Annotated in this window: 22 protein-coding genes; 11 read left to right on the forward strand and 11 right to left on the reverse strand. The window is 73.9% G+C overall.

The features are described from left to right. Positions 1-5 precede the first annotated feature (5 nt). Positions 6-1,178 carry a glycosyltransferase family 2 protein gene (locus AC3RKB_RS12135; RefSeq protein ID WP_491436399.1) on the forward strand — a complete coding sequence of 391 codons (1,173 nt, stop codon included), beginning with the start codon at positions 6-8 and terminating at the stop codon, positions 1,176-1,178. 43 nt (positions 1,179-1,221) lie between these two features. Here the strand turns inward: AC3RKB_RS12135 and AC3RKB_RS12140 are convergent, their stop codons facing one another. From AC3RKB_RS12140 to AC3RKB_RS12150, 3 genes are read right to left on the reverse strand one after another with little or no spacing between them, the layout of a single operon-like run. Next, on the reverse strand, positions 1,222-2,508 hold the full coding sequence (locus AC3RKB_RS12140) for an O-antigen ligase family protein (protein WP_491436400.1): 1,287 nt from the start codon (positions 2,506-2,508) through the stop codon (positions 1,222-1,224). Continuing rightward, positions 2,505-3,866: an O-antigen ligase family protein gene (locus AC3RKB_RS12145; RefSeq protein WP_491436401.1), complete on the reverse strand. Its 1,362-nt coding sequence runs from the start codon at positions 3,864-3,866 to the stop codon at positions 2,505-2,507. Before AC3RKB_RS12145 ends, AC3RKB_RS12140 begins: the two co-directional genes overlap by 4 nt. A 31-nt stretch (positions 3,867-3,897) precedes the next feature. After that, entirely contained in the window at positions 3,898-5,076 is a 1,179-nt protein-coding gene (locus AC3RKB_RS12150) for an acyl-CoA dehydrogenase family protein (protein ID WP_491436402.1), read from the reverse strand. Between the two features lie 103 nt (positions 5,077-5,179). Between AC3RKB_RS12150 and manA the strand changes: the two genes are divergently transcribed. Further along, positions 5,180-6,427, forward strand: a complete 1,248-nt coding sequence (manA, locus tag AC3RKB_RS12155; RefSeq protein WP_491436403.1) for a mannose-6-phosphate isomerase, class I — start codon at positions 5,180-5,182, stop codon at positions 6,425-6,427. Between the two features lie 39 nt (positions 6,428-6,466). On the opposite strand, the gene AC3RKB_RS12160 is transcribed toward manA, so the two are convergent. Further along, positions 6,467-7,423 carry a GlxA family transcriptional regulator gene (locus AC3RKB_RS12160; RefSeq protein ID WP_491436404.1) on the reverse strand — a complete coding sequence of 319 codons (957 nt, stop codon included), beginning with the start codon at positions 7,421-7,423 and terminating at the stop codon, positions 6,467-6,469. 102 nt (positions 7,424-7,525) lie between these two features. Here AC3RKB_RS12160 and AC3RKB_RS12165 point away from each other — a divergent pair, with 102 nt between their 5' ends. From AC3RKB_RS12165 to AC3RKB_RS12185, 5 genes are all read left to right on the forward strand, one after another. Then, positions 7,526-7,675, forward strand: coding sequence for a hypothetical protein (locus AC3RKB_RS12165; protein WP_491436405.1), 150 nt, complete (start codon positions 7,526-7,528; stop codon positions 7,673-7,675). A gap of 76 nt (positions 7,676-7,751) precedes the next feature. Then, complete coding sequence (gene galE / locus AC3RKB_RS12170; RefSeq protein WP_491436406.1) at positions 7,752-8,720, forward strand: UDP-glucose 4-epimerase GalE; 969 nt, start codon at positions 7,752-7,754, stop codon at positions 8,718-8,720. Positions 8,721-8,882: 162 nt separating this feature from the next. Beyond that, a complete protein-coding gene (locus AC3RKB_RS12175) occupies positions 8,883-9,203 on the forward strand; it encodes a WhiB family transcriptional regulator (RefSeq protein ID WP_491436407.1) in 321 nt (106 codons plus the stop codon). Positions 9,204-9,292: 89 nt separating this feature from the next. Continuing rightward, positions 9,293-12,352 carry a glycosyltransferase family 2 protein gene (locus AC3RKB_RS12180; protein WP_491436408.1) on the forward strand — a complete coding sequence of 1,020 codons (3,060 nt, stop codon included), beginning with the start codon at positions 9,293-9,295 and terminating at the stop codon, positions 12,350-12,352. Then, entirely contained in the window at positions 12,336-13,772 is a 1,437-nt protein-coding gene (locus AC3RKB_RS12185; RefSeq protein WP_491436409.1) for a DUF5719 family protein, read from the forward strand. The genes AC3RKB_RS12180 and AC3RKB_RS12185 overlap by 17 nt, the downstream gene beginning before the upstream one ends. Positions 13,773-13,835: 63 nt before the next feature. On the opposite strand, the gene AC3RKB_RS12190 is transcribed toward AC3RKB_RS12185, so the two are convergent. After that, positions 13,836-14,279 (reverse strand): hypothetical protein, encoded by a 444-nt coding sequence (locus AC3RKB_RS12190; RefSeq protein WP_491436410.1) that lies wholly within the window; start codon positions 14,277-14,279, stop codon positions 13,836-13,838. 46 nt (positions 14,280-14,325) lie between these two features. On the opposite strand from AC3RKB_RS12190, the gene AC3RKB_RS12195 reads away from it, so the two are divergent. The 3 genes from AC3RKB_RS12195 to ahcY are packed head-to-tail and all read left to right on the forward strand — an operon-like array spanning position 14,326 to position 17,494. After that, positions 14,326-14,541 (forward strand): DUF3499 family protein, encoded by a 216-nt coding sequence (locus AC3RKB_RS12195; RefSeq protein ID WP_491436411.1) that lies wholly within the window; start codon positions 14,326-14,328, stop codon positions 14,539-14,541. Continuing rightward, entirely contained in the window at positions 14,538-15,974 is a 1,437-nt protein-coding gene (locus tag AC3RKB_RS12200; protein WP_491436412.1) for a phosphomannomutase/phosphoglucomutase, read from the forward strand. Before AC3RKB_RS12195 ends, AC3RKB_RS12200 begins: the two co-directional genes overlap by 4 nt. Before the next feature lie 32 nt (positions 15,975-16,006). Beyond that, positions 16,007-17,494 (forward strand): adenosylhomocysteinase, encoded by a 1,488-nt coding sequence (gene ahcY, locus AC3RKB_RS12205; RefSeq protein WP_491436413.1) that lies wholly within the window; start codon positions 16,007-16,009, stop codon positions 17,492-17,494. A gap of 39 nt (positions 17,495-17,533) precedes the next feature. Here the strand turns inward: ahcY and AC3RKB_RS12210 are convergent, their stop codons facing one another. Beyond that, positions 17,534-18,376 carry an RDD family protein gene (locus AC3RKB_RS12210; protein WP_491436414.1) on the reverse strand — a complete coding sequence of 281 codons (843 nt, stop codon included), beginning with the start codon at positions 18,374-18,376 and terminating at the stop codon, positions 17,534-17,536. Between the two features lie 17 nt (positions 18,377-18,393). Between AC3RKB_RS12210 and AC3RKB_RS12215 the strand changes: the two genes are divergently transcribed. After that, the gene (locus AC3RKB_RS12215) at positions 18,394-19,389 is read left to right on the forward strand and encodes a stage II sporulation protein M (RefSeq protein WP_491436415.1); all 996 of its coding nucleotides are present in this window, start codon (positions 18,394-18,396) and stop codon (positions 19,387-19,389) included. A gap of 25 nt (positions 19,390-19,414) precedes the next feature. On the opposite strand, the gene AC3RKB_RS12220 is transcribed toward AC3RKB_RS12215, so the two are convergent. From AC3RKB_RS12220 to AC3RKB_RS12240, 5 genes are read right to left on the reverse strand one after another with little or no spacing between them, the layout of a single operon-like run. Beyond that, the gene (locus tag AC3RKB_RS12220) at positions 19,415-20,749 is read right to left on the reverse strand and encodes a DUF58 domain-containing protein (protein ID WP_491436416.1); all 1,335 of its coding nucleotides are present in this window, start codon (positions 20,747-20,749) and stop codon (positions 19,415-19,417) included. Between the two features lie 2 nt (positions 20,750-20,751). Then, a complete protein-coding gene (locus tag AC3RKB_RS12225; RefSeq protein ID WP_491436417.1) occupies positions 20,752-21,723 on the reverse strand; it encodes an AAA family ATPase in 972 nt (323 codons plus the stop codon). Next, entirely contained in the window at positions 21,720-22,994 is a 1,275-nt protein-coding gene (locus AC3RKB_RS12230; RefSeq protein WP_491436418.1) for a DUF4350 domain-containing protein, read from the reverse strand. The genes AC3RKB_RS12225 and AC3RKB_RS12230 overlap by 4 nt, the downstream gene beginning before the upstream one ends. After that, positions 22,991-23,692 carry a DUF4129 domain-containing protein gene (locus tag AC3RKB_RS12235; protein WP_491436419.1) on the reverse strand — a complete coding sequence of 234 codons (702 nt, stop codon included), beginning with the start codon at positions 23,690-23,692 and terminating at the stop codon, positions 22,991-22,993. Before AC3RKB_RS12235 ends, AC3RKB_RS12230 begins: the two co-directional genes overlap by 4 nt. Next, positions 23,683-24,942: a hypothetical protein gene (locus AC3RKB_RS12240; protein WP_491436420.1), complete on the reverse strand. Its 1,260-nt coding sequence runs from the start codon at positions 24,940-24,942 to the stop codon at positions 23,683-23,685. Before AC3RKB_RS12240 ends, AC3RKB_RS12235 begins: the two co-directional genes overlap by 10 nt. Positions 24,943-24,971 lie beyond the last annotated feature (29 nt).

Here is a 24,971-nt window from a genome sequence, read left to right on the forward strand (position 1 = left end):
TCCCAGTGCCCGCTCCCACGACCGCGATCGAGCTCTCGATCGTGATGCCCTGCCTGAACGAGGTCGAGACGCTCGCCACCTGCATCGAGAAGGCGCAGGGGTACCTGCGCCGCAGTGGCGTGGTCGGCGAGGTCGTGGTGGCCGACAACGGTTCGACGGACGGATCGCAGGACGTGGCGAGAGCGCACGGCGCGCGGGTCGTCGACGTTCCGGAGCGGGGGTACGGCAGCGCCCTGCTCGCCGGGATCGAGGCCTCGCGCGGCGAGTTCGTGATCATGGGCGACGCCGACGACAGCTACGACTTCTCGAGGCTCGACCTGTTCGTCGAGCGGCTCCGCGCGGGGGACGAGCTGGTGATGGGCAACCGATTCGCGGGCGGCATCGCCGAGGGCGCCATGCCGCCGCTGCACCGCTACCTCGGCAACCCGGTACTGTCGTGGATCGGTCGCGTGCTGTTCCGCTCGCCGATCGGCGACTTCCACTGCGGGCTGCGCGGCTTCAACCGGCGCTCCATCCTCGACCTCCACCTGCAGACGACGGGCATGGAGTTCGCGAGCGAGGTCGTGGTGAAGTCGACGCTCGGCGGGCTCCGCGTCTCCGAGGTGCCGACCACGCTCGACAAGGACGGACGGAGCCGCCCGCCCCACCTTCGCAGCTGGCGCGACGGATGGCGCCACCTGCGGTTCCTGCTGATCTTCAGTCCGCGCTGGCTCTTCCTCATCCCCGGGGCGTCCGCGTTCCTGATCGGGCTGCTCGGGACCCTCTTCCTCGCGTTCGGCCCGATCGTCTTCGGGGAGGTCGGCTTCGACGTCTCCAGCCAGGTCTACCTCGCCGCCCTGACCGTCGTCGGATACCAGGCGGTGCTCTTCGCCGTCCTGACCAAGATCTACGCCCAGCACGAGGGGTTCAACATCCCGCGGTCGCGAAGTTTCGACCGGTTGGAGCGGCGCATCAGTCTCGAGAGCGGAGCGCTCGTGGGCCTGTTGATGTTCCTCGTCGGCCTCGGGGTGGCGCTCTGGCAGTTCGCGATGTGGGCGGAATCCGGTTTCGGGGCGCTCGAGCCGTCGTCGACCCTGCGCACCGCCGTGCTCGCGTCGCTCGTCATGATGCTCGGCGCACAGACGATCATGGCCGGGCTCTTCCTCGGCGTGCTCAAGGTCGGACTGCGCAAGGCGTAGCCGGGCGTCGCGCGCGACGCGGTGCCGTCGACCCGCCGCCGCCTCAGTCGCGCGGTGCCACGGCCGGCGCGGGCGGCCGCGCGGACGCGAGCGCGTCCCGCCAGCTCATGTCGCGCGCGGCCTTGACGGCGCAGACGACGAGGAGCATCCAGCCACCCTCGACCAGAGCGAAGCTCTCGGCGAAGCTCGTCACCGCGAGCGCCACGAGCGCGAGCGCCGGCCAGAGGTACACCACGCTCCGGCGCGACGACGCGAGCAGCCACGAGCGCACCAGTGCGACGCCGAGGAGCCCGATGAACAGCATCGCGCCGATCACGCCGACCTGGAAGTAGGCGTCGATGAAGGCGCTCAGCGCGGAGGACAGGTCGCGGCCCACCGCGGCCTCGACCCACGCGTACGGCGCGGTGCCGGGCCACCGGCCGACCCAGCCCCACCCCTGCAGCGGGTTCGCGGCGAGGTACCGGGAGACCTCCCGCCAGACGTCGAGCCGTACGTCGAACTCCGCGCGCGCGTCGAGGAGTTCGATGATCCGGATCCTCGTGATCCAGCCGACGACGATGACGGCGACGGCCGTGACGAGCAGCGCCAGCTGCCAGCGCCATCGCGTGGGCGCCGGCACGCGACGCAGCCCGTAGAGCGCCGCCAGCGCGACGAGCGTCGCGCCGAGCGCGATCCAGGTCGTCGGCGAGCCCGCGAGCACGACGCACAGCGAGGCGAGCACGAGCGACGCGATCGCCCGGCCGCGCAGCACGCTGCGGGTGCGCCACTCGACGATGAAGGTGATCAGCGCGATGAGGGCGACGAAGCCGAGCACGTTGCGCGAGCCGAAGACGCCCTGGATCGGACCGAGCTCCGCGATGTCGCCCTGGATGCCCAGGAACGCGATGGGCAGGTCGATGAGCACGCCCGAGAGGATCTCGAGGCCGAGCGACACCCCCAGCAGCACGCGGAGGACGTCGCCGAACGCGCGCACGATCTGGATCGTGTCGCGCATGAGCGCGACGTAGACGCCGAGCACGCCGAACGCCACGAGATGGCCGACGCCGAGCACGGTGAGCGTCGGCGTGTCGCTCCAGAGCACCGACGCCGCGCACCATCCGACGAACAGCAGGATGGTGAGGGGCAGGATCCCGTACCACTCCACGGCGCGCCAGCGGGCGACCAGCGAGAGGCCGCAGAGCACGAGCAGCGTGAGCACGGCGGCGATGAGCCCGGGCCAGCCGATCAGCGCGCGGACGGCGTGCGTCGAGAAGGCCAGGCCGACGGCGACGAGCGTGAGCGCCTGCGCGAAGCGCGCGGAACCGGCGAACTCGCGCAGCGTGTTCCTCACCGAGCCGCCTTCGGCCGCGCGAAGCGGCTCGGCCACCGGGTGGGCGTCATGGCCGGCAGCGGCTCGGGCGCCCACTGCCGCTGCTTCGTGCCCCACGCGATCGCGAGGAGCAGGATCCACCCGGATTCGACGAGGATGCGGCTCTCGGCGAACGACTGGCCGATGAGCGCGACGAGCACGAGGAGCGGGATGAGCGACGCCGGCGAGTACGCGACGGGGCGCCCGCGCTCGTCCATCGGCCGGTCGACGGCGAGGAACCACGAGCGCCAGAGTGCGCCGACGACGATCGAGGCGAACGCGACGAGCCCGACGACGCCGAGCTGCATCCAGACGTCGAGCCAGGCGTTGTGCGCCTGCAGGTACTCCACGCCGTTGCGCACGGCGAGGCCGTCGTACGGTTCGACCCAGGGCTGCCAGTAGCCGATCCAGCCCCAGCCGAACCACGGGCGCTCGCCGGCGAGCCCGATCACCGCTTCCCAGATGTCGAGCCGTCCGGTCAGGTCCTCGCTCTTGCCGAGCAGGCCGAGCAGCGCGTTCCACGACAGCAGGAGCAGGGCGACGGATGCCGCGACGGCGCCCGCCGCGGCGAGGTAGACGACGCGGCGGCGCTCCGGCCCGGCGCGGCGCGCCCACACCGCGAAGCCGAGTGCCGCGAGCACGACGAGGGCGACCAATACGACGGTCGCCGACCGGGTGAGGGCGAGCACGATCCCGGCGGTGACGAGCCATCCGATGCCCTGGCTGCGGCGCATGCCGCCGCTGGCCAGCAGCGCGGCGAACAGTATGGCGGCGATGAGGGCGGACATGGCCAGCAGGTTGCGACTGGCGACGACGCCCTCGATGGGGCCGCCCTCGAACAGCAGCGCGCGCGACCAGTAGAACGCCATGGGCACGTCGCCCGAGGGGTCGAAGTCGGGGAAGTTCGGCAGCAGCGGCTCGCGCACGAACACGGCGACCCAGAGCTCGAAGAGCAGCGAGAGCGCCAGGAGCCACTTCAGCGCGCCGACGAGCGCGCGGAGGAACCCGTGCCAACCGAGCGAGAGCGTCAGCGAGAGCGCCACGATCGTCGGCACGAGGGTGAGCACCAGCCCCAGGGCGGTGCCGGCCGGGTAGGCCGACCACGTGAGCGAGAGCGTCGCGATCGCGAGGAACACCGGGGTCGACTTCGGCACGCGGTGCCACGACAGCGCGGGGCGCCGCGCCATCCAGAGCCAGACCGAGCCGACGAGGATCGCGGCGACGATCGCGCCCCAGCCCCACCAGCCGAGCAGGTTCCGCCAGAACTGGCCGGCGAACGCCGTGAAGAGGACGAACGTCGCGAAGGCGCCCTCGAGCGCGGGGCGACGTCCGATGGTCATGCGCACAAGGCTATCGCCCGCCCGGGCGGGCTCACACGAACGCGGCCTGTCCCGTGATCGCGCGGCCGACGATGAGGGTGTTCATCTCGCGCGTGCCCTCGTAGGAGTACAGCGCCTCGGCGTCGGCGAAGAACCGGGCGACGTCGTAGTCGAGCACGATGCCGTTGCCGCCGCACGCCTCGCGCGCCCACGCGACGGTCTCGCGCATGCGCGACGTGGCGTAGGCCTTGGCGAGCGCCGAGTGCTCGTCGCGTTGCTCGCCGCGGTCCTGCATCTCGGAGACCCGCACGACCATGCCGAGCGAGGCGGTGATGTTGCCGAGGCACTTCACGAGCAGGTCCTGGACGAGCTGGTGCGAGGCGATCGGCCGGCCGAACTGCTCGCGCTCCTTCGCGTAGCGCACGGCCGCCTCGTACGCGCCGATCGCGGTGCCGACCGCCGACCAGGCGACCTCGGCGCGCGTGTGGCGGAGCACCGCCGCGGCGGCGCGGAACGAGTCGGCCTGCTGGAGGCGGAGGGACTCGGGCACCGCGACATCCGTCAGCTCGATGTCGGCGTTCTGCACCATCCGGAGGCTGACCTTGCCCTGGATCTTCGTCGCGACGTAGCCGGGCGTGGAGGTCGGCACGATGAAACCCTTGACCTGGTCGTCGGCCTCGTCCTTCGCCCACACGATCGTGATGTCCGAGAAGGTGGCGTTGCCGATCCAGCGCTTCCGTCCGTTCAGGATCCAGGTGTCGCCCTCGCGGCGCGCGGTGGTGCGCAGGCCCCGCGCGGAGTCGGAGCCGGACAGCGGCTCGGTGAGACCGAACGCGCCGACGACCTCCCCGGAGGCCAGCCGCGGGATCCATTCGCGTCGCTGCTCGGGCGAGCCCGCGACCGCGAGCGAGCCCGTCGCGAGCCCGTTCTGCACGCCCACGAAGGTGCCGACCGACGCGTCGACCCGCGCGAGCTCGAGGGCCACGAAACCCCGGAAGACCGCGGAGTTCTCGAACGGCGCCGTCTCGTCCCACGCGTACGAGAGCACCCCGTGCTCGGCCAGGGGCGTCACGACCTCCATGGGGAACTCGGCGCGCTCCCAGTGGTCGTTGACGATCGGGCGCACGTCGCGCTCGAGCCAGTCGCGCAGCGCGGCGAGCGCCTCCTGCTCGCGCCCGGTCAGCAGGGACCCGTACGAATAGAAGTCGCTCGCGAGCGGCTCGTAGGCCATGTCGGCTTTCCTCTCGGTGGATGCGCAGAGCCTATGCACGCGGCTGAGCGGAGCCGCAGCCGTTGGTAGTTTGGTGCCAAACCCCGAAAGGACGCCGTCACGCATGTTTGTCGCCATCCGCAACCGTCCCCGTGATTACGCGTGGGGATCCCACACCGCCATCGCCGAGTTCCGCGGGGTGGAGCCGAGCGGAGCGCCCGAGGCCGAACTCTGGCTCGGGGCGCACGCCGCGTCGCCGTCGGAGGTCGTGGAACCGGCGTCCGCGGGCGCGGCCGACCTCGCCCGATTCATCGCCGCCGACCCGGTCGGCGCGCTCGGCGCCGAAGTCGCGCGCGGGGGCGCGCGACTGCCGTTCCTCCTCAAGATCCTCGCCGCCGCGCGCCCGCTCTCGCTCCAGGCGCACCCCACGCCCGAGCAGGCGCGTGCAGGGTTCTCCCGCGAGGAGGCCGAGGGGCCCTCCCTCGACGCGTTCGACCGCAACTACAAGGATCCGTACGCCAAGCCCGAGCTCGTCGTCGCGGTGAGCGAGACGTTCGAGGCGCTCTCGGGGTTCCGGCCGCTCGAGGAGGTGCACGGCGTGCTCGCGGTGCTCCGCACGGCCGATGCCGCCTCCGACGAGCCGCAGCCCGGCGCACTCGACCTGCTGGCCGACCGCCTCGCCGGCGCGGACCCGCTGCGGGAGGCCGTGGCCTGGCTGCTCCAGGACGGCCGCGGCGGCGACACGGGCGACGCGGCATGGCTGGTCGAGCGCGTCACCGCGCTCGCCGGCTCCGACGCGGCCCTCACCTCGCCGTTCGCGGCGTCCTTCCGCACGGTGCGCGACCTCGCCGCCGAGTACCCCGGCGACCCGGGCATCGTGATCTCGCTCCTGCTCAATCGCGTGACGCTGCGGCGCGGCGAGGCGCTGTTCCTCGACGCCGGCAACATCCACGCGTACCTGTCGGGCCTCGCCATCGAGCTCATGGCCGCGAGCGACAACGTGCTGCGCGGCGGCCTCACGCCGAAGCACATCGACATCCGCGAACTGCTCGAGGTGCTCGACTTCTCCGCGATCGCGCCGCCGCTGCTCCCGCCTGTGCAGGTCGCGCCGGGCGTGGTCGAGTTCCGCCCGCCGGTGCCGGATTTCACGCTGTTCCGGGTCGAGGGGGCGCCGGATGGTGCACGGGTGCCGTTGGCCGGGCCGGCGATCCTGCTCGCCGAGGGCGGCACGGTCAGGGCGACCGGCGCACACGGCGCCGTCGGCGTCGAGCGCGGGGAGGCGGTGTTCGTCACGCCCGAGGAGGGATGGATCGAGCTCGCCGGCGACGGCATCGCCTGGATCGCCACGGTGCCGGGGCGCGTCGCGGACTGACGCACCGCCTCGGGCGGGTGGGCCGGGCGCCCCGCCGGTTCAGCCCGCCTGGCGCGGCCCGAACACGCGCCGGTACTGCGTGGGGGTGGTCTGCAGCACCTTGACGAAGTGGTGCCGCATCACGGCGGCGGCGCCGAAACCCGTCTCGCGCGCGATCTCCTCGAGCGTGAGGTCGGTCTCCTCGAGGAGCTGCTGCGCGCGCAGCAGCCGCTGGCGGTTCAGCCACGCGTTGGGCGTGGTGCCCGTCTCGGCGCGGAACTTGCGGGCGAACGTGCGCGGCGACATGAGCGCCGTGCGCGCGAGCCGGTCGACGGTGAGGTCCTCGTCGAGGTGCTCGAGCATCCACTCGGTCACGCGGGCGAACGAGTCGGTGCGCACCTCGGCGACGGGCGTCTGGATGAACTGGGACTGCCCGCCGTCGCGCTGCGGCGGCACGACCATGCGGCGCGCGACGATGTTCGCCGCGCTCGCGCCGAGCTCGGTGCGCACGATGTGCAGCGCCGCGTCGATGCCCGCCGCGGTGCCGGCACCCGTGACGACCTTGCCGTCCTGCACGAAGAGCACGTCGGGGTCGACCTCGGTGTCCGGGAACATCTCGGCGAGGCGGTCGGTGTACATCCAGTGCGTGGTCGCGCGACGGCCGTCGAGCACCCCGGCGCGACCGAGCGTGAACGCGCCCGAGCACACGCTCAGCACCCACGCGCCGCGGTCGACGGCTTCGCGGATGACGCGCAGCACCTCGGGATGCGACGGCTTGTCGATGAGCGAGGCGGGCACCGCGACGAGGTCGGCCGTCTCGGCGGCGGCGAGCCCCTCGTGCACGACGATGTCGAAGCCGAGCTTGGTGGGGATGGGGCCGGGTTCGGCGGCGACGACGTGGAAGTCGAACGTGGGCCCGCCCTGCTCGGAGCGGTCGATGCCGAACACCTCGCAGATGACGCCGAACTCGAAGGGCGCCATCTGGGGGACGGCGATGCAGGCGATGGTCTGGAGCACGTCGGCCTCCCGGGACGGCCGCCAGCGGACTGGCAGGAATGTGTCGATCTATGGCGAGTCTGCCACTTCCGGCAGGATGTTGCAAGGAGCACAATTACTGCCATGGACATCATCGTGATGCTGATCATCGCCGGCCTGGCCGCGTGGGGCGTCGTCGCGACGCTGCTGCGGCTCGACACCGACGGCTACGGCCGTCCCGAGATCCGCGACCGCAACCGGCACGTCGAGCGGATGCCGCTGCGCCGGGCCTGAGCCGGCGCCATCCGCCCCTCGGGGCCGACCGCTAGCATCGTCACGACGCCGGAGGCACCGGCGGCGGAAGGCGGACATGAGCTGGCTGGTCACCGGGGGAGCGGGATACATCGGAGCGCACGTCGTGCGCGCCTTCCGGGCGCAGGGGATCGACACGGTCGTCGTCGACGACCTCTCGTCGGGCCACCGCGCGTTCGTCCCCGAGGGCGTCCCCTTCCTGCAGGGGTCGATCCTCGACGGCGCACTCCTCGAGGATGCGATCGAGGCGCACCGCGTGCGCGGGGTCGTGCACCTCGCCGGCTTCAAGTACGCGGGCGTGTCGGTGCAGCAGCCGTTGCACACCTACAACCAGAACGTCACGGGCACCGTGCGGCTGCTCGGCGCCATGCAGGCCAAGGGCGTCGACCGCATCGTCTTCTCCTCCAGCGCGGCCGTCTACGGCACGCCCGACGTCGACCTCGTCACCGAGGACACCGACAAGCGTCCCGAGTCGCCCTACGGCGAGTCCAAGCTCATCGGCGAGTGGCTCATGGCCGACCAGGCGCGCGCCACCGGACTGCGGCACACCTCGCTGCGCTACTTCAACGTCGTCGGCTCGGGCACGGACGAGGTCTTCGACTCGAGCCCCCACAACCTGTTCCCGCTCGTGTTCGACGCGCTGCTCGACGGGCGCACCCCGCGGATCAACGGCGACGACTACCCGACGCCCGACGGCACCTGCGTGCGCGACTACATCCACGTCTCCGACCTCGCCGACGCGCACGTCGCCGCCGCGCGGCGCCTCGACGCCGGCGACCCGGTCGAGGCGGTCTACAACCTCGGATCGGGCGACGGCGTCTCGGTGGGCGAGATCATGCGCGAGGTCGCGCGCGTCACGGGCATCGCGTTCGAGCCCACCATCGGACCGCGGCGCGAGGGCGACCCCGCGCGCATCGTCGCGTCGGGCGAACTGGCCGCACGCGACCTCGACTGGCGCATGCGCCACTCGCTGGCCGAGATGGTCGCCACCGCGTGGGCGGCCCGCCGCGCGGCATCCGACGACTGAGCATCACGAGTCAGACACGCCGACCGCGTGTCGGCCACGACTGAAGCCTCGACGGAGCATTGAGGGTTTACGATTCGCGACTTGACTTCCACCGAATTACACCGATGTAATTGGTCAAGACACACCCCTCGGGGATGTCGGTACAACTGGGTGGGAGACGATATGGGCAAGCCTGAATATCGTTCTGGGGTACCTGAGGATTGGTTCGTCGACCCTGTGCGGCTCGGCGTTCCGGGGGTTCGCGGGGTCGCAGACGACGACAACCAACTGGCGTGGCAGAGCGACGCGCTGTGCGCACAGACCGATCCCGAGGCGTTCTTCCCCGAGAAGGGCGGATCGACGAGGGATGCCAAGCGCATCTGCACGGGTTGCGAGGTCCGGTCCGAGTGCCTCGAGTACGCGCTCGCGAACGACGAGCGGTTCGGCATCTGGGGCGGCCTCTCCGAGCGGGAACGCCGCAAGCTGCGCCGGCAGGCCGGCTGACCCGGGTCGCGCTCGACCCGGTCGGCGCGATTCGAGGCGCGCCCGCGGGGTGACGGATGGCGCGGCCCGAGCCGCCTATGCTGTCCCCGATGTTCCCTGGAGTCACCGCCGTCCTCGTCGTTCAGCACGGCGGCGACCGCCTGGCCACGACGCTCGAGGCGCTGCGAGCGCAGCTCCGGCCGTCGGATGCGCTCGCCGTCGTGCTCATGCGCACCGACGAGGCGACGCGCGCGCTCGTCGCGCAGGCGCAGCCCGACCACGTCGTGCGCCTCGAATCGGTGCTCCCGTTCGGCCGCGCGGTGCTCGCGGTCGAGGCGACGCTGCCGGCGCCGGCAACCGACGATGAGGCGCTCTGGCTGCTCACCGAGGACGGCGCACCCGAGCCGGGGGCACTCGACGCCCTCGTCTCGACCCTGACGAACGCGCGCTCCGCGGCGATCGTCGCGCCGAAGCTCGTCTCGTGGGATCAGCCCGCACGCATCCTGCGCTTCGGGCGGTCGGTCACGCGGACCGGCCGCAGCCTCGCGATCGTCGACGACGAACTCGACCAGGGGCAGCACGACGACCTGTCCGACGTGCTCGGCGCCGATCCCGTGGGGATGCTGGTCCGGCACGCCGTCTGGCGGCGGCTCGGCGGCTTCGACCCGGCCCTGCCGACCATCGACGACGGGCTCGACCTCGGCATGCGCGCGCGACTGGCGGGTCACCGCGTCGTCGCCGTGCCCGAGGCGCGCATCCGGTACGCCGACACCGGGGTCGCCGGGCAGGGGTCGGAGCGCGGCGGCCGTGCCGCTCGGCGCCGCGCGCGCGAGGCCCGGACGGCCCAGCTGCACCGGCGCCTCGTCGCCGCACCCGCGCCGCTCGTCCCGCTGCACTGGCTCGCGTTCCTCCCCCTCGCGATCCTGCGGTCGCTGCGGCACCTGCTCGTGAAGTCACCGGGGGCGATCCCGGGGGAGTTCCGCGCAGCCGTCGAGGTCATGGCGACGCCGCAGCGCGTGGTCCGGGCCCGACGCACCGCGGCCTCGGCGCGCACCGCGCGATGGTCCTCGCTCGCGCCGCTGCGCATCCGCTCGAACGAGGTCCGGCTCCGACGCCAGCAGGCCGCCGAGGCGCGCCGACAGCGCGCGCGAGGCCGGGTCGACGACCTGCGCTTCCTGCAGACGGGCGGAGGTTGGGTCCTCCTCGCCGGCGTCGTCGCCTCGACCGTGATCTTCGCCCCGCTCGCCGCCTCGGGCGGCATCGCGGGCGGCGGACTCCTCCCGCTCTCCGACGAGCTCACGACGCTCTGGCGCAACGCGGCGGCCGGATGGCGCGACCTCGGCGGCGGATTCGAGGGGGCCGCCGACCCGTTCGCGGGCGTCCTCGCCGTCCTCGGCAGCCTCACGTTCTGGAATCCGTCCACCGCGCTCCTCGCGCTCTGGCTCATCGCGATCCCCGCCTCCGCGCTCGGCGGATGGTTCGCCGCGAGCCGGCTGACGGAGCGCACCGCGCTGCGCGTGCTCGCCGGGCTCGCCTGGGGCGCCGCCCCGCCCCTGCTCGAGGCGCTCTCCGCCGGACGCCCGGGCCCCGTGCTCGCCCACGTGCTGCTGCCCTGGCTGATCGTGCTGATGTTCGCCGCCGCGACCTCGTGGGCGGCGGCGGCCGCCGCGTCGCTCGTCTTCGCCGCCATCGTGGCCGCCGCTCCCAGCCTCGCGCCGGCCCTGCTCGTGGCCTGGCTGGTCTCGCTCCCGCTGAGCGGCCGTGCCGCGGTGCGACTGGCGTGGATTCCGCTCCCGGCGCTCGCGCTCTTCCTCCCGCTCGCCGTGCCGCAGTGGGGTCGCGGCACGCCGCTCGCGCTCCTCGTCGATCCCGGGCTGCCGCAGGCGTCCGCTCCGCCCACGCCGCTGCAGGCCGCGCTCGGACAGGCCACCGCCACGTGGGGCCACTGGGAGGACGTGCTCGACGGCGCGATCGGCGAACTCGTCCCGCTCCCGATCATCCTCGCCGTGCTCATCGCCCCGCTCGCGCTCGCGGCGTTCGCGGTCGTCGCGTCGCGCCGCGCTCGGGCGGGACTCGTGGCGCTGGGGCTCGCGGTGCTGGGCTACGCCACGGCCGTCCTCGCGGGCGGACTGGAGCTCTCGATCGCCGGCGACCGGGCCGTGCCGGTGTGGGCCGGCGCGGGACTCAGCCTCATGTGGCTCGGCCTCGTCGCGGCCGCGGTGCTCGCGCTCGACGGGCTCCGTCGCGGCGTCGCGGCGCTCGCCGCCGTCATCACCGTGCTCCTGCTCGTCGCGGCGGTCCCGACGCTCCTGCAGCTCGCGCTCGGACGCACCGCGATCGGGCCCGCGCTCGATCGGACGCTGCCGGCGTTCGTCGAGGCCGAGGCCGCCACGGACCCGCGCGTCGGAACGCTCCGGCTCGAGCCCACCGACGGGGGCGGACTCCTCGCCACGATCGAGCGCGGCAGCGGCGTCACCCTCGACGCGCAGTCGACGCTCGCGGCGACGCAGCAGGAGCTGACCTCCACCACCGAGGAGATCGCGGACCTCGCGGGCAACCTCGCCTCGCGCAGCGGCTACGACGCGACCGCCGCGGTCGAGCGCTTCGGGCTCGCCTTCGTGCTCCTCGGACCGGCCGGCGAGGACGCGGGTGCGGCCGCGGTCGAGCAGCGCGCCCGGATCGCCCTCGACGGGAACGCCGAGGTCGTGCCCGTCGGCGACACCCTGTTCGGCCCGCTGTGGCGGTTCACCGACGCCGAGCCCGACGCGCCCGGGGCGCAGATCCCGCCCGCCGGCCCCGTGGCCGCGTGGGTCGTCGCCGGGCAGCTGCTGGTCGTGGGCTCGGCGCTGCTGCTCTCGATCCCGACGGGCGGCGGGCGCGAGCCCGACCGGCGACCGCCGTCGAAGCGACCGAAGCGGGGGAGACGGCCTGCGCCCTCCGCGGGACCCGTCGAGGCCGGGCCGGCGGAGCCGGTCGACGCGGACCCCGTCGAGGCGGGGCCCGCCGAGCCCGAGTCCGCCGATGCGGAGCGCGCCGAGCCCGAGTCATCCGAGCCCGAGTCATCCGAGCCCGAACGTGCCGAGGCCGATGCCGCGCACACGGCCCCGCCCGGTTCGGAGACGAACGAGACGCAACCGAGCGGAGGTGATCGCGGTGCGCGTCAGGCGTGAACACGTCATCGGCGTCGCGCGCGGCGCCGCGGCCGTGGTCGCCGCGGCGATCGGGGCCGGAGTCGTCGTGGCTGCCGCACTCGTGCCGCTGCCCGGCGTCGAGGCCGACCCGCCGTCGACGGTCGTGCAGCCCGCCGAGAGCCGGCAGCTCCGCGTGTGCCCCGGTCCGCTCCTCTCCCTCGCCGACGACTCGGCGCAGGCGACGACCGCCGGCTCGTTCGGCCCGGCGCCCGTCGCGCTCGCCGCCGACCCCGCGGAGGCGCTCGTCGAGCAGTCGCCGATCGCCGCGCCCGACAACGCGCGCGCCGATGCCGACGGCGGGCCCGTCGCCATCGCCGCGGAACCGGGCAGCGTCGACGCCGGCATGGTCGCCGGCGCCCAGTCGCAGGAGGCCGCGACGACATCGGTGCGCGGCTTCGCGGCGTCCGCCTGCGCCGAGCCGGCGTCCGAGTCGTGGCTGGTGGCCGGCGCGACCGACGTCGGGCGCTCGGGGCTGGTGTTCCTCTCCAATCCCGGCCAGGTCGCCTCGAACGTGGACGTCCGCGTGATCGGCGAGAACGGGACCGTCGAGGCGGCGGGCGCGCTCGGGATCATCGTGCCCCCCGGCAGCCAGCGCGTGCTCTCGCTCGCGGGCCTCGCGCCGAACGTCCGGTCGACGGTCGTGCACGTCACGAGCACCGGCGGACCGGTCGCGGCCGCGCTGGAGCACTCGGTCGTGCTCGGACTCGAGCCCGCCGGCGTCGAACTGTCGACCCCCGCCGCGCCGCCCGCCACGACCCAGGTCATCCCGGGCGTCGTGATCGCCGACCGGCGCGGGGTCGCGCCCGTCGAGGACCACGCCGAGGGGGACGACCACCCCGCGATCCGCCTGCTCGCGCCCGAGGTCGACACCGAGGCGCTCGTCGAGGTGCTCGACGACAGCGGGGCGAGCGTCTCGAGCATCGCCGCGGAACTCGTCGCCGGGCGTGCCGTCGACGTGCCGATCGGCGTCGTCGACCCCGGCGACTACACGTTCGTCGTCCGCGCGGACGCGCCCGTGGTCGCCGCCGCGCGCGCCACCGTGCTCGGCGACGGGGAGGACCCGATCGTCGCGGACCTGGCGTGGACCGTGGCGACCGCGCCGCTCCTCGAGCGTGCGACGATCGCCGTCCCGCAGGGTCCGGCCCCGGTGCTGCACCTGGTGAACCCGGGCGACGAGGAGGCGCTGGTCGAGGTCGCGGTCGGCGGCGCGCAACGAGAGGTGACCGTCCCGGCCGGTGGATCGAGCTCGGTCGACGTCGACGCGGATGCCCGCATCGTGCTCGACGGTGTCGAGGGGCTGCACGCCTCGGTGTCGTTCGCGGGCGACGCCCAGCTCTCGTCGATGCCGGTCGCGCCCCCGGGCCCGCTCGACGCGCCGGTCCGCGTCTACCCGCAGTGACGCCGCAGCGGCGGTGACGTCGCCGGGCGCATCGTCCGGCGGGGCGCCGACGGCCCGTGCAGGTCAGAAGTGCCGGTAACGGCCCGGCGCGAGCTCCCACGGATCGCGCCCGAGGAAGTCGGCGACGGCGCGGAACACGCAGCTCTCCACGAGCAGCTTCTCGTCTTTCTCCTCGCCCTCCTGCGTGCGGAGGAAGCGCACGATCGGCAGACGGAAGAACACGATGCGCCGCTCGTCGTGGTGCACCTTCCACCGGTCGACGTGGTCGTCGTGGATGGCCTCGGCGGGCGCATCGGCGACCTGGAAGCTCACGCCCTCGAGGTCGGGCCAGAGCCCCCGGAGGTACGCCGCCGTCGAGGCGACCGTGACGTCGAACTCCTCGATGCGCGTGCGCAGCGGTTCGAGGTGCGGACCGGTCACCGCCGAGCGCATGCCGCGACCGTGGCGATCGCGGGCGAGGCGCCTCGGCGAGGCGGGCGTCGCGGCGACACGACGGGAACGAGGCATGACCTCCACTGTAGCGGGGCTCCGGATCGATACTCTGGGGGACGACATGAGACGTTGTTCGCGCACCGCATGCACCGCCGAGGCGGTCGCGACCCTGACGTACGACTACGCCGATTCGATGGCCGTACTCGGGCCGCTGTCGTTCACGCGCGAGCCGCACTCGTACGACCTGTGCGAACGCCACGCTGCGAGCACCTCCGCCCCTCGGGGCTGGCATATCATCCGGCACGTCCCGGTCGGTGAGGTAGGGTTCAGCGCATGAATCCCGCCTCCCTCCCCGGTGCTTCCGCGCGCCTCGAAACGATCGTGAAGGCCTACGACGTCCGCGGCATCGTGGGCGACGTGCTGACCGACGAGGTCGTCGAAGCGCTCGGCGCCGCCTTCGTGGACGAGGTCGGCGCCGGAGGCGGTCGCGTCGTCGTCGGCCACGACATGCGGGACTCCTCGCCGGGATTCGCCGACGCGTTCTCACGCGGGGCCGCCGCGCGCGGCGCCGACGTCGTGGCGATCGGCCTCTGCTCGACCGACGAGAGCTACTTCGCCTCGGGGTCGATGCACGCACCGGCCGCGATGTTCACCGCGAGCCACAACCCCGCTGCGTACAACGGCATCAAGTTCTCCCGGGCGGGCGCGCAGGGCATCTCGCTCGACACGGGGCTCGCCGGCATCCGCGATCGCGCGGGCGAGTACCTCGAGGCGGGCGGCGTGGTCGCCGTCGGCGAGCCCGGTGCCGTCGAGCACGTCGACGTCCTCGCCGACTACGCGCGACACCTCCGCTCGCTCGTCGATCTCGCCGGCATCCGGCCCCTGAAGGTGGTCGTCGACGCCGGCAACGGCATGGGCGGCCTGACGGTGCCCGCCGTCCTCGGCGAAGCCGCCGGCCTGCCGGCACTGCCGCTCGAGATCGTCCCGCTCTACTTCGAGCTCGACGGCACGTTCCCGAACCACGAGGCGAACCCGCTCGACCCGGCGAACCTGGTCGACCTGCAGCGCGCGGTCGTCGAGCACGGCGCCGACCTGGGTCTCGCCTTCGACGGCGACGCCGACCGCTGCTTCGTCGTCGACGAGCGCGGCGGCGCGGTCGACCCGTCGGCGGTCGCGGCGATCGTCGCACTGCGCGAGATCGCCCGTGTCCGAGCGCTCGGCGAGGACGAGCCGACCGTGATCCACAACCTCATCACCTCGCGCTTCGTGCCCGAGGCGATCGAGGCGGCCGGTGCGGTGGCCGTCCGCACGAGGGTCGGCCACTCGCTCATCAAGGACCGGATGGCCGAGACCGGCGCGGTCTTCGGCGGCGAGCACTCCGCCCACTACTACTTCCGCGACTTCTGGGGTGCCGACAACGGCATGCTCGCCGCGATGCACGTGCTCGCGGAGTTCGGCGCCCAGTCGACGCCGCTCTCGCAGCTCGCCGCACGCTTCACGCCGTACGTGCTGTCGGGCGAGATCAACTCCACCGTCGAGGACGTGCCCGCGGCGTACACCCGCGTCGTCGAGGCGTTCACGGGCCGCGCCGAGTTCGACGAGCTCGACGGGCTCACCGCGACGGGCCTCGTCTCGGGAGACGAGCCCTTCTGGTGGTTCAACGTGCGCCCGTCGAACACCGAGCCGCTGCTTCGCCTGAACGTCGAGGGCGAGGATGCCGTGACCATGGCGGCGATCCGCGACGAGGTGCTCGCGCTCATCCGGTCCTGACCACCGCCGGCGCGGATGCGAGAATGGACGCCATGACCCTCGCCAGCTCGACCGCGACATCCGCTCTGCCCTTCAAGGTCGCCGACCTCTCGCTCGCCGAGTCGGGGCGGCACCAGCTCCGCCTCGCCGAGAACGAGATGCCGGGCCTCATGGCGCTGCGCGCCGAGTTCGGCGAGTCCAAGCCGCTCGCGGGCGCCCGCATCGCCGGGAGCCTGCACATGACGGTGCAGACCGCGGTGCTCATCGAGACGCTCGTCGCGCTCGGCGCGCAGGTGCGCTGGGCGAGCTGCAACATCTTCTCCACGCAGGACGAGGCGGCCGCCGCCGTCGTCGTCGGCCCCGAGGGCACGGTCGACGAGCCCGCCGGCGTGCCGGTCTTCGCCTGGAAGGGCGAGACGCTCGAGGAGTACTGGTGGTGCACCGACCGCATCTTCGACTGGTCGGCCGAGGCCGAGGCGGCGGACGCCGACTGGATCGGCCCGAACCTGATCCTCGACGACGGCGGCGACGCCACGCTGCTCGTGCACCGCGGCCGCGAGTTCGAGGCGGCGGGCGCCGTTCCGGCGGCGTCGGATGACGCGAGCGCGGAGTACCGCGTCGTGCTCGACACGCTGCGCCGCTCGCTCGAGCTCGTGCCCGACCGGTGGACCCGGATCGCCGCCGAGCTGACGGGCGTGACCGAGGAGACCACCACGGGCGTGCACCGGCTCTACGAACTGCACGCGGCGGGCGAGCTGCTCTTCCCCGCCATCAACGTCAACGACTCGGTCACGAAGTCGAAGTTCGACAACAAGTACGGCATCCGGCACTCGCTGCCCGACGGGCTCAACCGCGCGACCGACGTGCTCATGGGCGGCAAGGTCGCGTTCGTCGCCGGCTACGGCGATGTCGGCAAGGGCGCGGCCGAGGCGCTGCGCGGCCAGGGTGCGCGCGTGATCGTCTCCGAGATCGACCCGATCAACGCGCTGCAGGCCGCGATGGACGGGTACCGGGTCGCGCGCCTGGAATCGGTGATCGGCGAGATCGACATCCTGGTCACGGGCACCGGCAACAAGGACGTCGTGCGCCTCGAGCACCTGCTCGGCCTCAAGCACCTCGCGATCGTCGCGAACGTCGGCCACTTCGACAACGAGATCGACATGGCCGGGCTCGAATCGCTCGAGGGCGCCGAGCGGGTCGAGATCAAGCCCCAGGTGCACGAGTGGCGCCTGCCCAACGGCCGAAGCGTGCTCGTGCTCTCGGAGGGCCGGCTCATGAACCTCGGCAACGCGACCGGCCACCCGTCGTTCGTGATGTCGAACTCGTTCGCCAACCAGGTGCTCGCGCAGATCGAGCTCTGGACCCGTCCCGACGCGTACCCGGTCGGGGTGTACGTGCTGCCGAAGCACCTCGACGAGAAGGTCGCGCGCCTGCACCTCGACGCGCTCGGCGTCGAGCTCACAGTGCTCACGCCCGAGCAGGCCGCGTACATCGGCGTGCCGGTCGACGGGCCGTACAAGGTCGACCACTACCGCTACTAGGCGAGCGCGACGAGCGCCGCGCCCGGCGCCTCGAGGGCCCTACCGCTCCGGGAATCCGAGCGGACGCGCGTCGAGCACCGGCTCGAGCGCGGCCATGCGCCGCGACTCGAGCGCCAGCGCGGTGAGGTCGCGCTCGCGCCGGAGCGCCGCGACCCCGGCGAGCATCAGCTCGGGATCGCCCGCGGGCACGGGGGAGACGTACGGGGCGACCTCGGTCGCGAGGCGTTCCGCGACCCGGCGGCGGCTCGCGGGAGCGAGGTGCGGCGCGTTGCGGAAGAACGCGGCGACCCGCCGGGCGACCGGGTCGGGCAGTCGTCCGACATCCGCGATCTCGGCCCACGCGGCCAGCGGGGCGGGGACGCCGAACGCCTGGGGCACATATCGCGGCACCCGCTCGACCTGGGCGTGCGTGCCCGCGAGCAGGTCGCCGAGGCGCTTGGAGTCGGGGTTCAGGAAGCCGACCAGCACGGCGAGCCCGCCGAACGTCATCCAGATCTCGAGCACGCCCACGAGCGCGCGGATGAACGCGTGCCGGAACCCGATCGCCCCGCCGTCGTCGCGCACCACGCGGAGGCCGAGGGCGAGCTTGCCGAGCGACCGGCCGTGCGAAGCGGTCTCGACCGCGGTCGGCAGCACCACGATGCATCCGACGACCAGCGAGATGCCGACGGCCCGCAGCGCGGCCTCGTCGAGGTCGAGTCCGACGACCGCGAGGAACGCGGCGAGCCCGACGACGATCGTCGCGAGCACGTCGATCGCGGCGCCGCCCGCGCGCATGACCGCGCTCGCGGGCCGCACGTCGAGCGCGACGGCCTCGCCGGTGAGCAGCGACTCGTCGTCGACGCGCCCTGCCGTGCGGGCGGGAGACGACGCGTCGGCCATGGCTAGTATTCAAGCAGATGGACCTCGACGCCCTCGCGACCGCCCGCCACGACGACTGGGCCCGCCTCGACGCGCTCTCTCGCGCGACCCGCCTCGACGGCGCGACGGCCGACGAGCTCATCGAGCGCTACCAGGCCGGCGCCGCCGACCTCTCGCTCGTGCAGGCGACCGCGGGCTCCACGGCCCTCGGCGACCGGCTGTCCGTCTCGCTCGCGCGCGCCCGGCTCCGCTTCACGGGAGCGCCCGAGAACCCCCTGCGACAGCTCGTGCACTTCTCGCTCGTCGCGCTGCCCGCCGCCCTGTACCGCATCCGCTGGCTGACGCTCGCCGTCGCGATCGCGACGTTCGCCGTCGCCGCACTGTACGTGCTCTGGGTCGCCGCCGACCCGCGCGTGCTCGCCAACCTCGGCTCCGAAGCCGAGCTCCGCGCGCTCGCCGAGGAGGGCTTCGTCGCGTACTACTCCGAGAACCCCGCGGCATCCTTCGCCGGCTCGGTCTGGACCAACAACGCGTGGATCGCCGCGCAGTGCGTGGCCTTCGGCATCACGGGCGTCTGGGTGCCGTACGTGATCCTGCAGAACGCGCAGAACCTCGGCGTCACGGCGGCCGTCATGTTCGCCTACGACGAGGCCGACACCTTCTTCCTCTACATCGCCCCGCACGGCCTGCTCGAGCTCACGTGCGTGTTCGTCGCGGCGGCGGCGGGCCTGCGGATCTTCTGGGCCTGGGTCGCCCCCGGGCCGCGCACGCGCGGCGCGGCGCTCGCCGAGGACGCCCGGGCGCTGTTCTCGGTCGCGATCGGCCTGGTGTTCTTCCTCTTCGTCGCCGGGCTCATCGAGGGCTTCGTCACGCCGGCGCCGTGGCCGTGGCCCGTCAAGATCGGCATCGGCGCGCTCGCGCTGGCCTGGCTGCTGGTCTGGATGCTCGTGCTCGGACGGCGCGCGGCCGCCGCGGGCGAGACCGGTGATCTCGCCGCGTTCGACGCGGGCGCGCGGCGGGTCGCCGCGGGCTGAGCAGAGCCGTCGCGGGCCGGTTCGTTCAGAGCTGCCCGGCGGCCTTGAGCTCGAGGTAGCGGTCGGCGACCGCCGGCGGGAGCTCGAGCGGCGTCGCGCTGACGGTCGTCGCGCCGAGGTGCCGGATGGCGGCCGCCACCCGGTCGGCGTCGAGACGCGATCGTTCCGCCGCTGCGGCGGCGTACACCTCGCCGAGGTCGCCGCGCCGGCCGACGGTCGCCGCGAGTCCGGGGTCGGCGACCGAGGCCACGAGGACGCGGTGCCGGGCGGTGAGCTGCGGCAGCACCGAGAGGAGCTTGCGCGTGCTGCCGGGGGAGTCGGCCGCGGTGATGAGCACGACGAAGGCGCGCCGGCTCGTCACGCCGCGGACCTGCGCCGGGAGGCCCGCCCAGTCGGTCTCGATGAGCTCGGCCTCGATGCCGGCCATGACATCGACCATGCGAGCGAGCAGCTCGGGCCCGCTCGCCCCGTGCACGCGCCCGCGCAGGCGCCGGTCCCACGCGAGGAAGTCGACCCGGTCGCCCGCGTGCGAGGCGAGCGCGGCCAGCAGGAGCGCGGTCTCGAACGCGGTGTCGAGTCGCGGCTCGTCCCCGATCCGTGCCGCGGCCGTGCGCGAGGTGTCGGCGACGATCACGATGCGCCGGTCGCGTTCGGGCCGCCACGTGCGCACCATCAGGCGGGTGGTCCCGCGCGACTCGGGGTCGGCGCGGCGCGCCGTGGCGCGCCAGTCGATCGAGCGCACGTCGTCGCCGCGCACGTACTCCCGCAGCGAGTCGAACTCGGTGCCCTGGCCGCGGATCAGCAGCGGGGTGCGCCCGTCGAGCTCGCGGAGGCGGGTGAGCCGGGAGGGGAGGTGGGCCCGCGAGTGGAACGGCGGCAGGATGCGCACCCGGCCCGGGGCGGCGAGGGTCGCCTGCCGCGCCCACAGCCGCAGGGGCCCGTACGACCGCACCGTGACGGCCTCGGTGCGTCGATCGCCGCGACGCGTCGGCGTCAGCTGCAGCGCCATCCGGCGACCCTCACCGGGCGGGACGTCGACGGGGGTGCGGTTGGGCCCGTGAACGCCCGCGGACGGCGCCCAGCCATCGCGCACGACGGCGCGCAGCCGTCGCGTCCCGAGGTTGCGCACGACGAGCTCGGAGACCGCCGTCTCGCCGAGCCGGAGCCGGTCGGGCAGCTCGCGCTCGAGCGCGACCCGGCGCGGCGATGCGGCGAGCGAGAGGTCGAGCGCGCCCAGGCCGAGCGCGAGGCCGAGCCATCCGAGCAGGGCCGCCCACGCCGCGCCGGGAGTGCCGCCGAGCAGCACGACGGGCGCGACGCCGAGGGCGACGAGGAGCGTGAAGCGGCCGGTGACGGTCATCGCTAGAGGGGCACCTGCACCTGCTGGACGATGGAGCGCAGCACCTGGTCGACGGCGACGCCCTCGAGCTCGGCCTCGGGCCGCAGCTGCACGCGGTGCCGCCACGCCGGAAGGAGCATGGCCTGCACGTGGTCGGGCGTGACCTTCTCGAACCCCGTGAGCCAGGCCCACGCCTTCGCCGCGGCGAGCAGGCCGGCCGCAGCGCGCGGGCTCACGCCGAGCCGCATCGACGGGCTCCGGCGCGTCGCGCGAGCCAGGTCGACCACGTAGGCGAGCACATCGTCGGCGACGCCCACGCGCCCCGCGGCGGCCCGCGCCGCCGACAGCTCCGCCGCGCCGAGCACCGGCTCGACGCCTGCCGCCTCGAGGTCGTGCGGGTCGAAGCCGTCGGCGTGGCGGCGGAGCATGGCGACCTCGGCATCGCGTTCGGGGACGTCGAGCACGAGCTTGAGCAGGAAGCGGTCGAGCTGGGCCTCGGGCAGCGCGTAGGTCCCCTCGTACTCGATGGGGTTCTGCGTGGCGGCGACCAGGAAGGGCGAGGGCAGCGGCCGCGTGACGCCGTCGACCGACACCTGCCGTTCCTCCATGGCCTCCAGCAGCGCCGACTGGGTCTTCGGGGGCGTGCGGTTGATCTCGTCCGCGAGGAGCAGGTTGGTGAACACCGGTCCCTCGCGGAACGCGAACTCGCCCGAGCGCGGGTCGTAGGCGAGCGAGCCCGTGACGTCGCCCGGCATGAGGTCGGGCGTGAACTGCACGCGGCGCGTCTCGAGGCGGAGCGTGCGGCTGAGCGTGCGCACGAGCAGCGTCTTCGCGACGCCGGGCACGCCCTCGAGCAGCACGTGCCCGTTCGCGAGCAGCGCGATGATCAGGCCGGTCACGGCGCCGTCCTGCCCGACGACCGCCTTGCCGACCTCGGTGCGGACGCGGTCCAGGGCGGAGCGCAGCTGCGCGTCGTCGTGGTGCGGATCGGTCATGTTCGCCTTCCTGTCGGGTCGGGAGCGTCGTCGGCGGCGGGGCGCAGCGCGTCGCGCACCGCGCGTTCGAGGTCGTCGAGCTTGCGCGCGAGGTCGACGAGTGCGCGGTCGCCGGTCGGCACGGCGTCGATGAGCACCGCCCGGACGGATGCCGGGGTCCGGCCGGTCGCGTCGACGATGCCGGCGGCGACCACGTCGACGTGCGCGGTGCGGGGCAGCCGCAGCAGCTCCGCGATGCGGCGGACGGCGCCCATGCGCAGCTGGTCGATCGCGTGAAGTCGGGCCGACGATCGCGCGTAGAGCCGGGCGCGCCCCTCGCCGGTCTCGGCTGCGGGCACGTGCACGGGCAGGTCCTCGACGACCAGGGGGCCGAAGCGGCGGCCGCGCCAGATGCCGGCGGCGACGACGGCGATCCCGAGGAGCACCACCACGGGACTGACCCAGGCGGGAGTGAGCTCCTGGAGGGTCGGTGCGTCGGCGGGGTCGGCGTCGGCTGGACCGGGCAGGTACCAGGCGAGCTCGTCGCGCCCGCCGAGCAGCGCGAGGGCCAGTGCCGCGTTGCCGGCCTCGTCGACGGTCTCGTTCGCGAACACGGCCTCGGAGCCCACGAGCGCGACGTCGGCACCGACCGGGGCGGACCCGGTGACGACCGCGTACCCGTCGCCGTCGGCGAAGCAGCCCGTGAAGCCGGATGCCGCGGCGTCGTCGTCGACCGTGAGCAGGTGCTGCCCGTCGGAGAGCGCGCCGGCACGCTCGGCCGCGGGCAGCTCGCACCCGGCGTCGTCGATCGGACCACCCGCGGCACCGGCGAGCCGGACGCCCGGCGCGAGCACCTCGAGCGCGGCGAAGTCGGGACGGGCGACGACGAGCACCTCGGCCGCTGAGGCCAGGGACGTCATGGCGTCGCGATCGAGCAGGCCGGACTCGTCGTACAGGAACACCGTGGCTCCGCGGGCGGCCGCCCGCTCGGCCTCGTCGAGCGATCGCACCGCCAGAACCTCGACGCCCTCGGCGGCGAGCACGCGGGCGAGCGCCCGCGCGCCGGCGGGAGCCGGGTTGTCGGCGCCGAGCGCCACGCCCGGCGACCGGACGAGGCCCTGGATGAGCGCGAGCACGAGCCCGCCGAGGAGCAGTGCGACGGCGATCACGATCCACGCGCGTCGCCGCCGGGCGAACGAGCGGAGCGTCGGCGTCAGGGCGGGGCTCGCGGCCTGGCCCGCCGCGCCGTCGGGGGCCGGGCGGATCGGGGCGGCGGTCGGCGCCGCGGTCATGCGCCGCCTCCGGCGACGGAGCGGGCGGGCTCGGCCGGCCGGGCGGATTCGTCACCGGCGCCGGCGCCGAGCGGCCGCGACGACGCGAGCTCGATGTCGAGGGCGGTGATCCGGCGGTACGCGTCCTCGGAACCGGCCCGCGCGAGGTAGCGGACGGCGTCGAAGTCGGCGGCGGCCGTCTCGAGCGGAGCGGTCAGGTGCGGGAACGGCGCCGCCGCGACCGCCGCCATGCCGTGCGCCGTCGTGCCCGGATGCACGCGCACGAGTTCGCGCTCGACGAGGCCGCGCACGACCGCGCGGAAGCGCTCCTCGATGGCGAGCGGCCAGTCGCCCGCCCGGGCGGCGGCCTCCGCGGCGGCGCGAAGCGCGACCGCGTCGCGCACGTCGCCGTCGTCGAAGAGCGGCATGGCAGGCCGGGCGCGCCGACGAAGGCGTGGCAGGCCGAAGACGAGCAGGCCGACGACGACGAGCACGACGGCGAGCACGACGAGCACGAGCTGCAGGGCCGGGAGCGGGAGCCCGCCCGCGTCGGAGAACAGGCTCGCGATCCAATCGCGCACCGCCTGGGCGGCGAGGTCGAACGCCGTGGGCTCGGCCGCGCGGTACTCGGGTTTGGCGAGCTCGTCGAGCACCAGGCGGCGCGCCTCGGGCGCGTCGGGGTCGAGCGGCGGTTCGAGCCGCAGCGTCGTCAGGACCACGTCGGCGCGGGCCCGCCCGCCGGGGCCTGCGCGCCGCCGGCGGGCGGCAGGTACGGGTCGCCGGTGGGGAGTCCGCCGTCGCGAGCCTCGACGTGGCGCTCGAGCTCGAGGTCGAGCCCCTCGGTGCGCATGCGCAGGTCGATGTAGATCACCGCGATGAGCGCGGCCTGCACGACCGAGGTGATGGCCCCGATCAGGACCGACAGCACGAGCGTGGCGACCGTGGTTCCGATCGAGATGGCGAGGTAGGTGTCGCCGGCCGTCGGGTCGACGATCATCGCGAGGATCGTGCCGAAGAGCGACACCGGCTGCACCACGACCTGCGCGGCGAACGAGAGGATCAGGCCGACCAGCAGGATCAGCCCGAACGTGCGCCAGAAGTTGCCGTTCGTCAGCGCCCAGGAACGGCGCATCGACGCGACGACGCCCAGGCGCTCGAGCACGATGACGCTGGGCACGAGCGCGAGCTTGGTGCCGAGCCACGCCCCGAGCACGCCGAGGCCGATGAGCAACCCGGCCGCGAGCAGCGCGACGGCGAGCACCGTCGCCGGGTCGGGGAAGAGGATGGCGACGGCCACGACGCCGCCGATGACGAGCCCGAACACGCCGCCCACCACGAGGCCCACGAGGAGGGTCCAGCCGATCAGCGGGCCGATGCGGCTCGCGGCGCGACGCCAGAGGGCGCCGAAGGTGAGGCGATCGCCGAGCGTGCCGCTGGCGACCTCGACGACCATCACGCCCTGGAGGAACGCGCTCGCGACGAGCGACACGGCGATCGGCACGAGCGAGAGCAGGATGACCCAGCCCACGGCGCCCGAGAGGATGGCGTCCATGTCGGCCGCGCTCGCGGTCTCGAGACGTCCGAAGATCCAGACGAACAGCGGCACGAAGAGCGCGGCGGTGGCGACCGCCGAGGCGAGCTGCACGACGAGCCCGGTGCCGAAGACCGGCGCCGGATTGCGGCGAAGCGTGCGGAACGGCGCCCAGAGCAGGGTGCCGAACCCCATCGGACGCAGCGGGAGCAGCCCCGGCTTCGGGGGCGGCGTCCACGCCTGCGGGCCCGGCTGCGGCGGCGCGCCGGCAGGCGCCGGCCGGCCGTACGCGGGCTGCCCGTAGGCCGGTTGCCCGTACGCCGGCTGCGCGGACCCGGACTGCCCGTATTCCGGAGGAACGTACGGCGGGGGCACGGCCGACGGGGGACCCGGCGGAAGCGGCGGCGGCACGGGCTGCGCCCAGTCGTGATCGGACACCTGCTGCGCTCCTTCCGGGGATGCTCCCA

The sequence above is a fragment of the Agromyces capsici genome (genome assembly GCF_058349965.1).

Excerpts from the sequence above, each read along its gene's own strand:
- AC3RKB_RS12145 (WP_491436401.1), bottom strand. The coding sequence starts at position 3,866 with ATGACCATCGGACGTCGCCCCGCGCTCGAGGGCGCCTTCGCGACGTTC.
- AC3RKB_RS12150 (WP_491436402.1), bottom strand. The coding sequence starts at position 5,076 with ATGGCCTACGAGCCGCTCGCGAGCGACTTCTATTCGTACGGGTCCCTG.
- manA (WP_491436403.1), top strand. The coding sequence starts at position 5,180 with ATGTTTGTCGCCATCCGCAACCGTCCCCGTGATTACGCGTGGGGATCC.
- AC3RKB_RS12165 (WP_491436405.1), top strand. The coding sequence starts at position 7,526 with ATGGACATCATCGTGATGCTGATCATCGCCGGCCTGGCCGCGTGGGGC.
- galE (WP_491436406.1), top strand. The coding sequence starts at position 7,752 with ATGAGCTGGCTGGTCACCGGGGGAGCGGGATACATCGGAGCGCACGTC.
- AC3RKB_RS12175 (WP_491436407.1), top strand. The coding sequence starts at position 8,883 with ATGGGCAAGCCTGAATATCGTTCTGGGGTACCTGAGGATTGGTTCGTC.
- AC3RKB_RS12180 (WP_491436408.1), top strand. The coding sequence starts at position 9,293 with ATGTTCCCTGGAGTCACCGCCGTCCTCGTCGTTCAGCACGGCGGCGAC.
- AC3RKB_RS12190 (WP_491436410.1), bottom strand. The coding sequence starts at position 14,279 with ATGCCTCGTTCCCGTCGTGTCGCCGCGACGCCCGCCTCGCCGAGGCGC.
- AC3RKB_RS12195 (WP_491436411.1), top strand. The coding sequence starts at position 14,326 with ATGAGACGTTGTTCGCGCACCGCATGCACCGCCGAGGCGGTCGCGACC.
- AC3RKB_RS12200 (WP_491436412.1), top strand. The coding sequence starts at position 14,538 with ATGAATCCCGCCTCCCTCCCCGGTGCTTCCGCGCGCCTCGAAACGATC.
- ahcY (WP_491436413.1), top strand. The coding sequence starts at position 16,007 with ATGACCCTCGCCAGCTCGACCGCGACATCCGCTCTGCCCTTCAAGGTC.
- AC3RKB_RS12210 (WP_491436414.1), bottom strand. The coding sequence starts at position 18,376 with ATGGCCGACGCGTCGTCTCCCGCCCGCACGGCAGGGCGCGTCGACGAC.
- AC3RKB_RS12215 (WP_491436415.1), top strand. The coding sequence starts at position 18,394 with ATGGACCTCGACGCCCTCGCGACCGCCCGCCACGACGACTGGGCCCGC.
- AC3RKB_RS12220 (WP_491436416.1), bottom strand. The coding sequence starts at position 20,749 with ATGACCGTCACCGGCCGCTTCACGCTCCTCGTCGCCCTCGGCGTCGCG.
- AC3RKB_RS12225 (WP_491436417.1), bottom strand. The coding sequence starts at position 21,723 with ATGACCGATCCGCACCACGACGACGCGCAGCTGCGCTCCGCCCTGGAC.
- AC3RKB_RS12230 (WP_491436418.1), bottom strand. The coding sequence starts at position 22,994 with ATGACCGCGGCGCCGACCGCCGCCCCGATCCGCCCGGCCCCCGACGGC.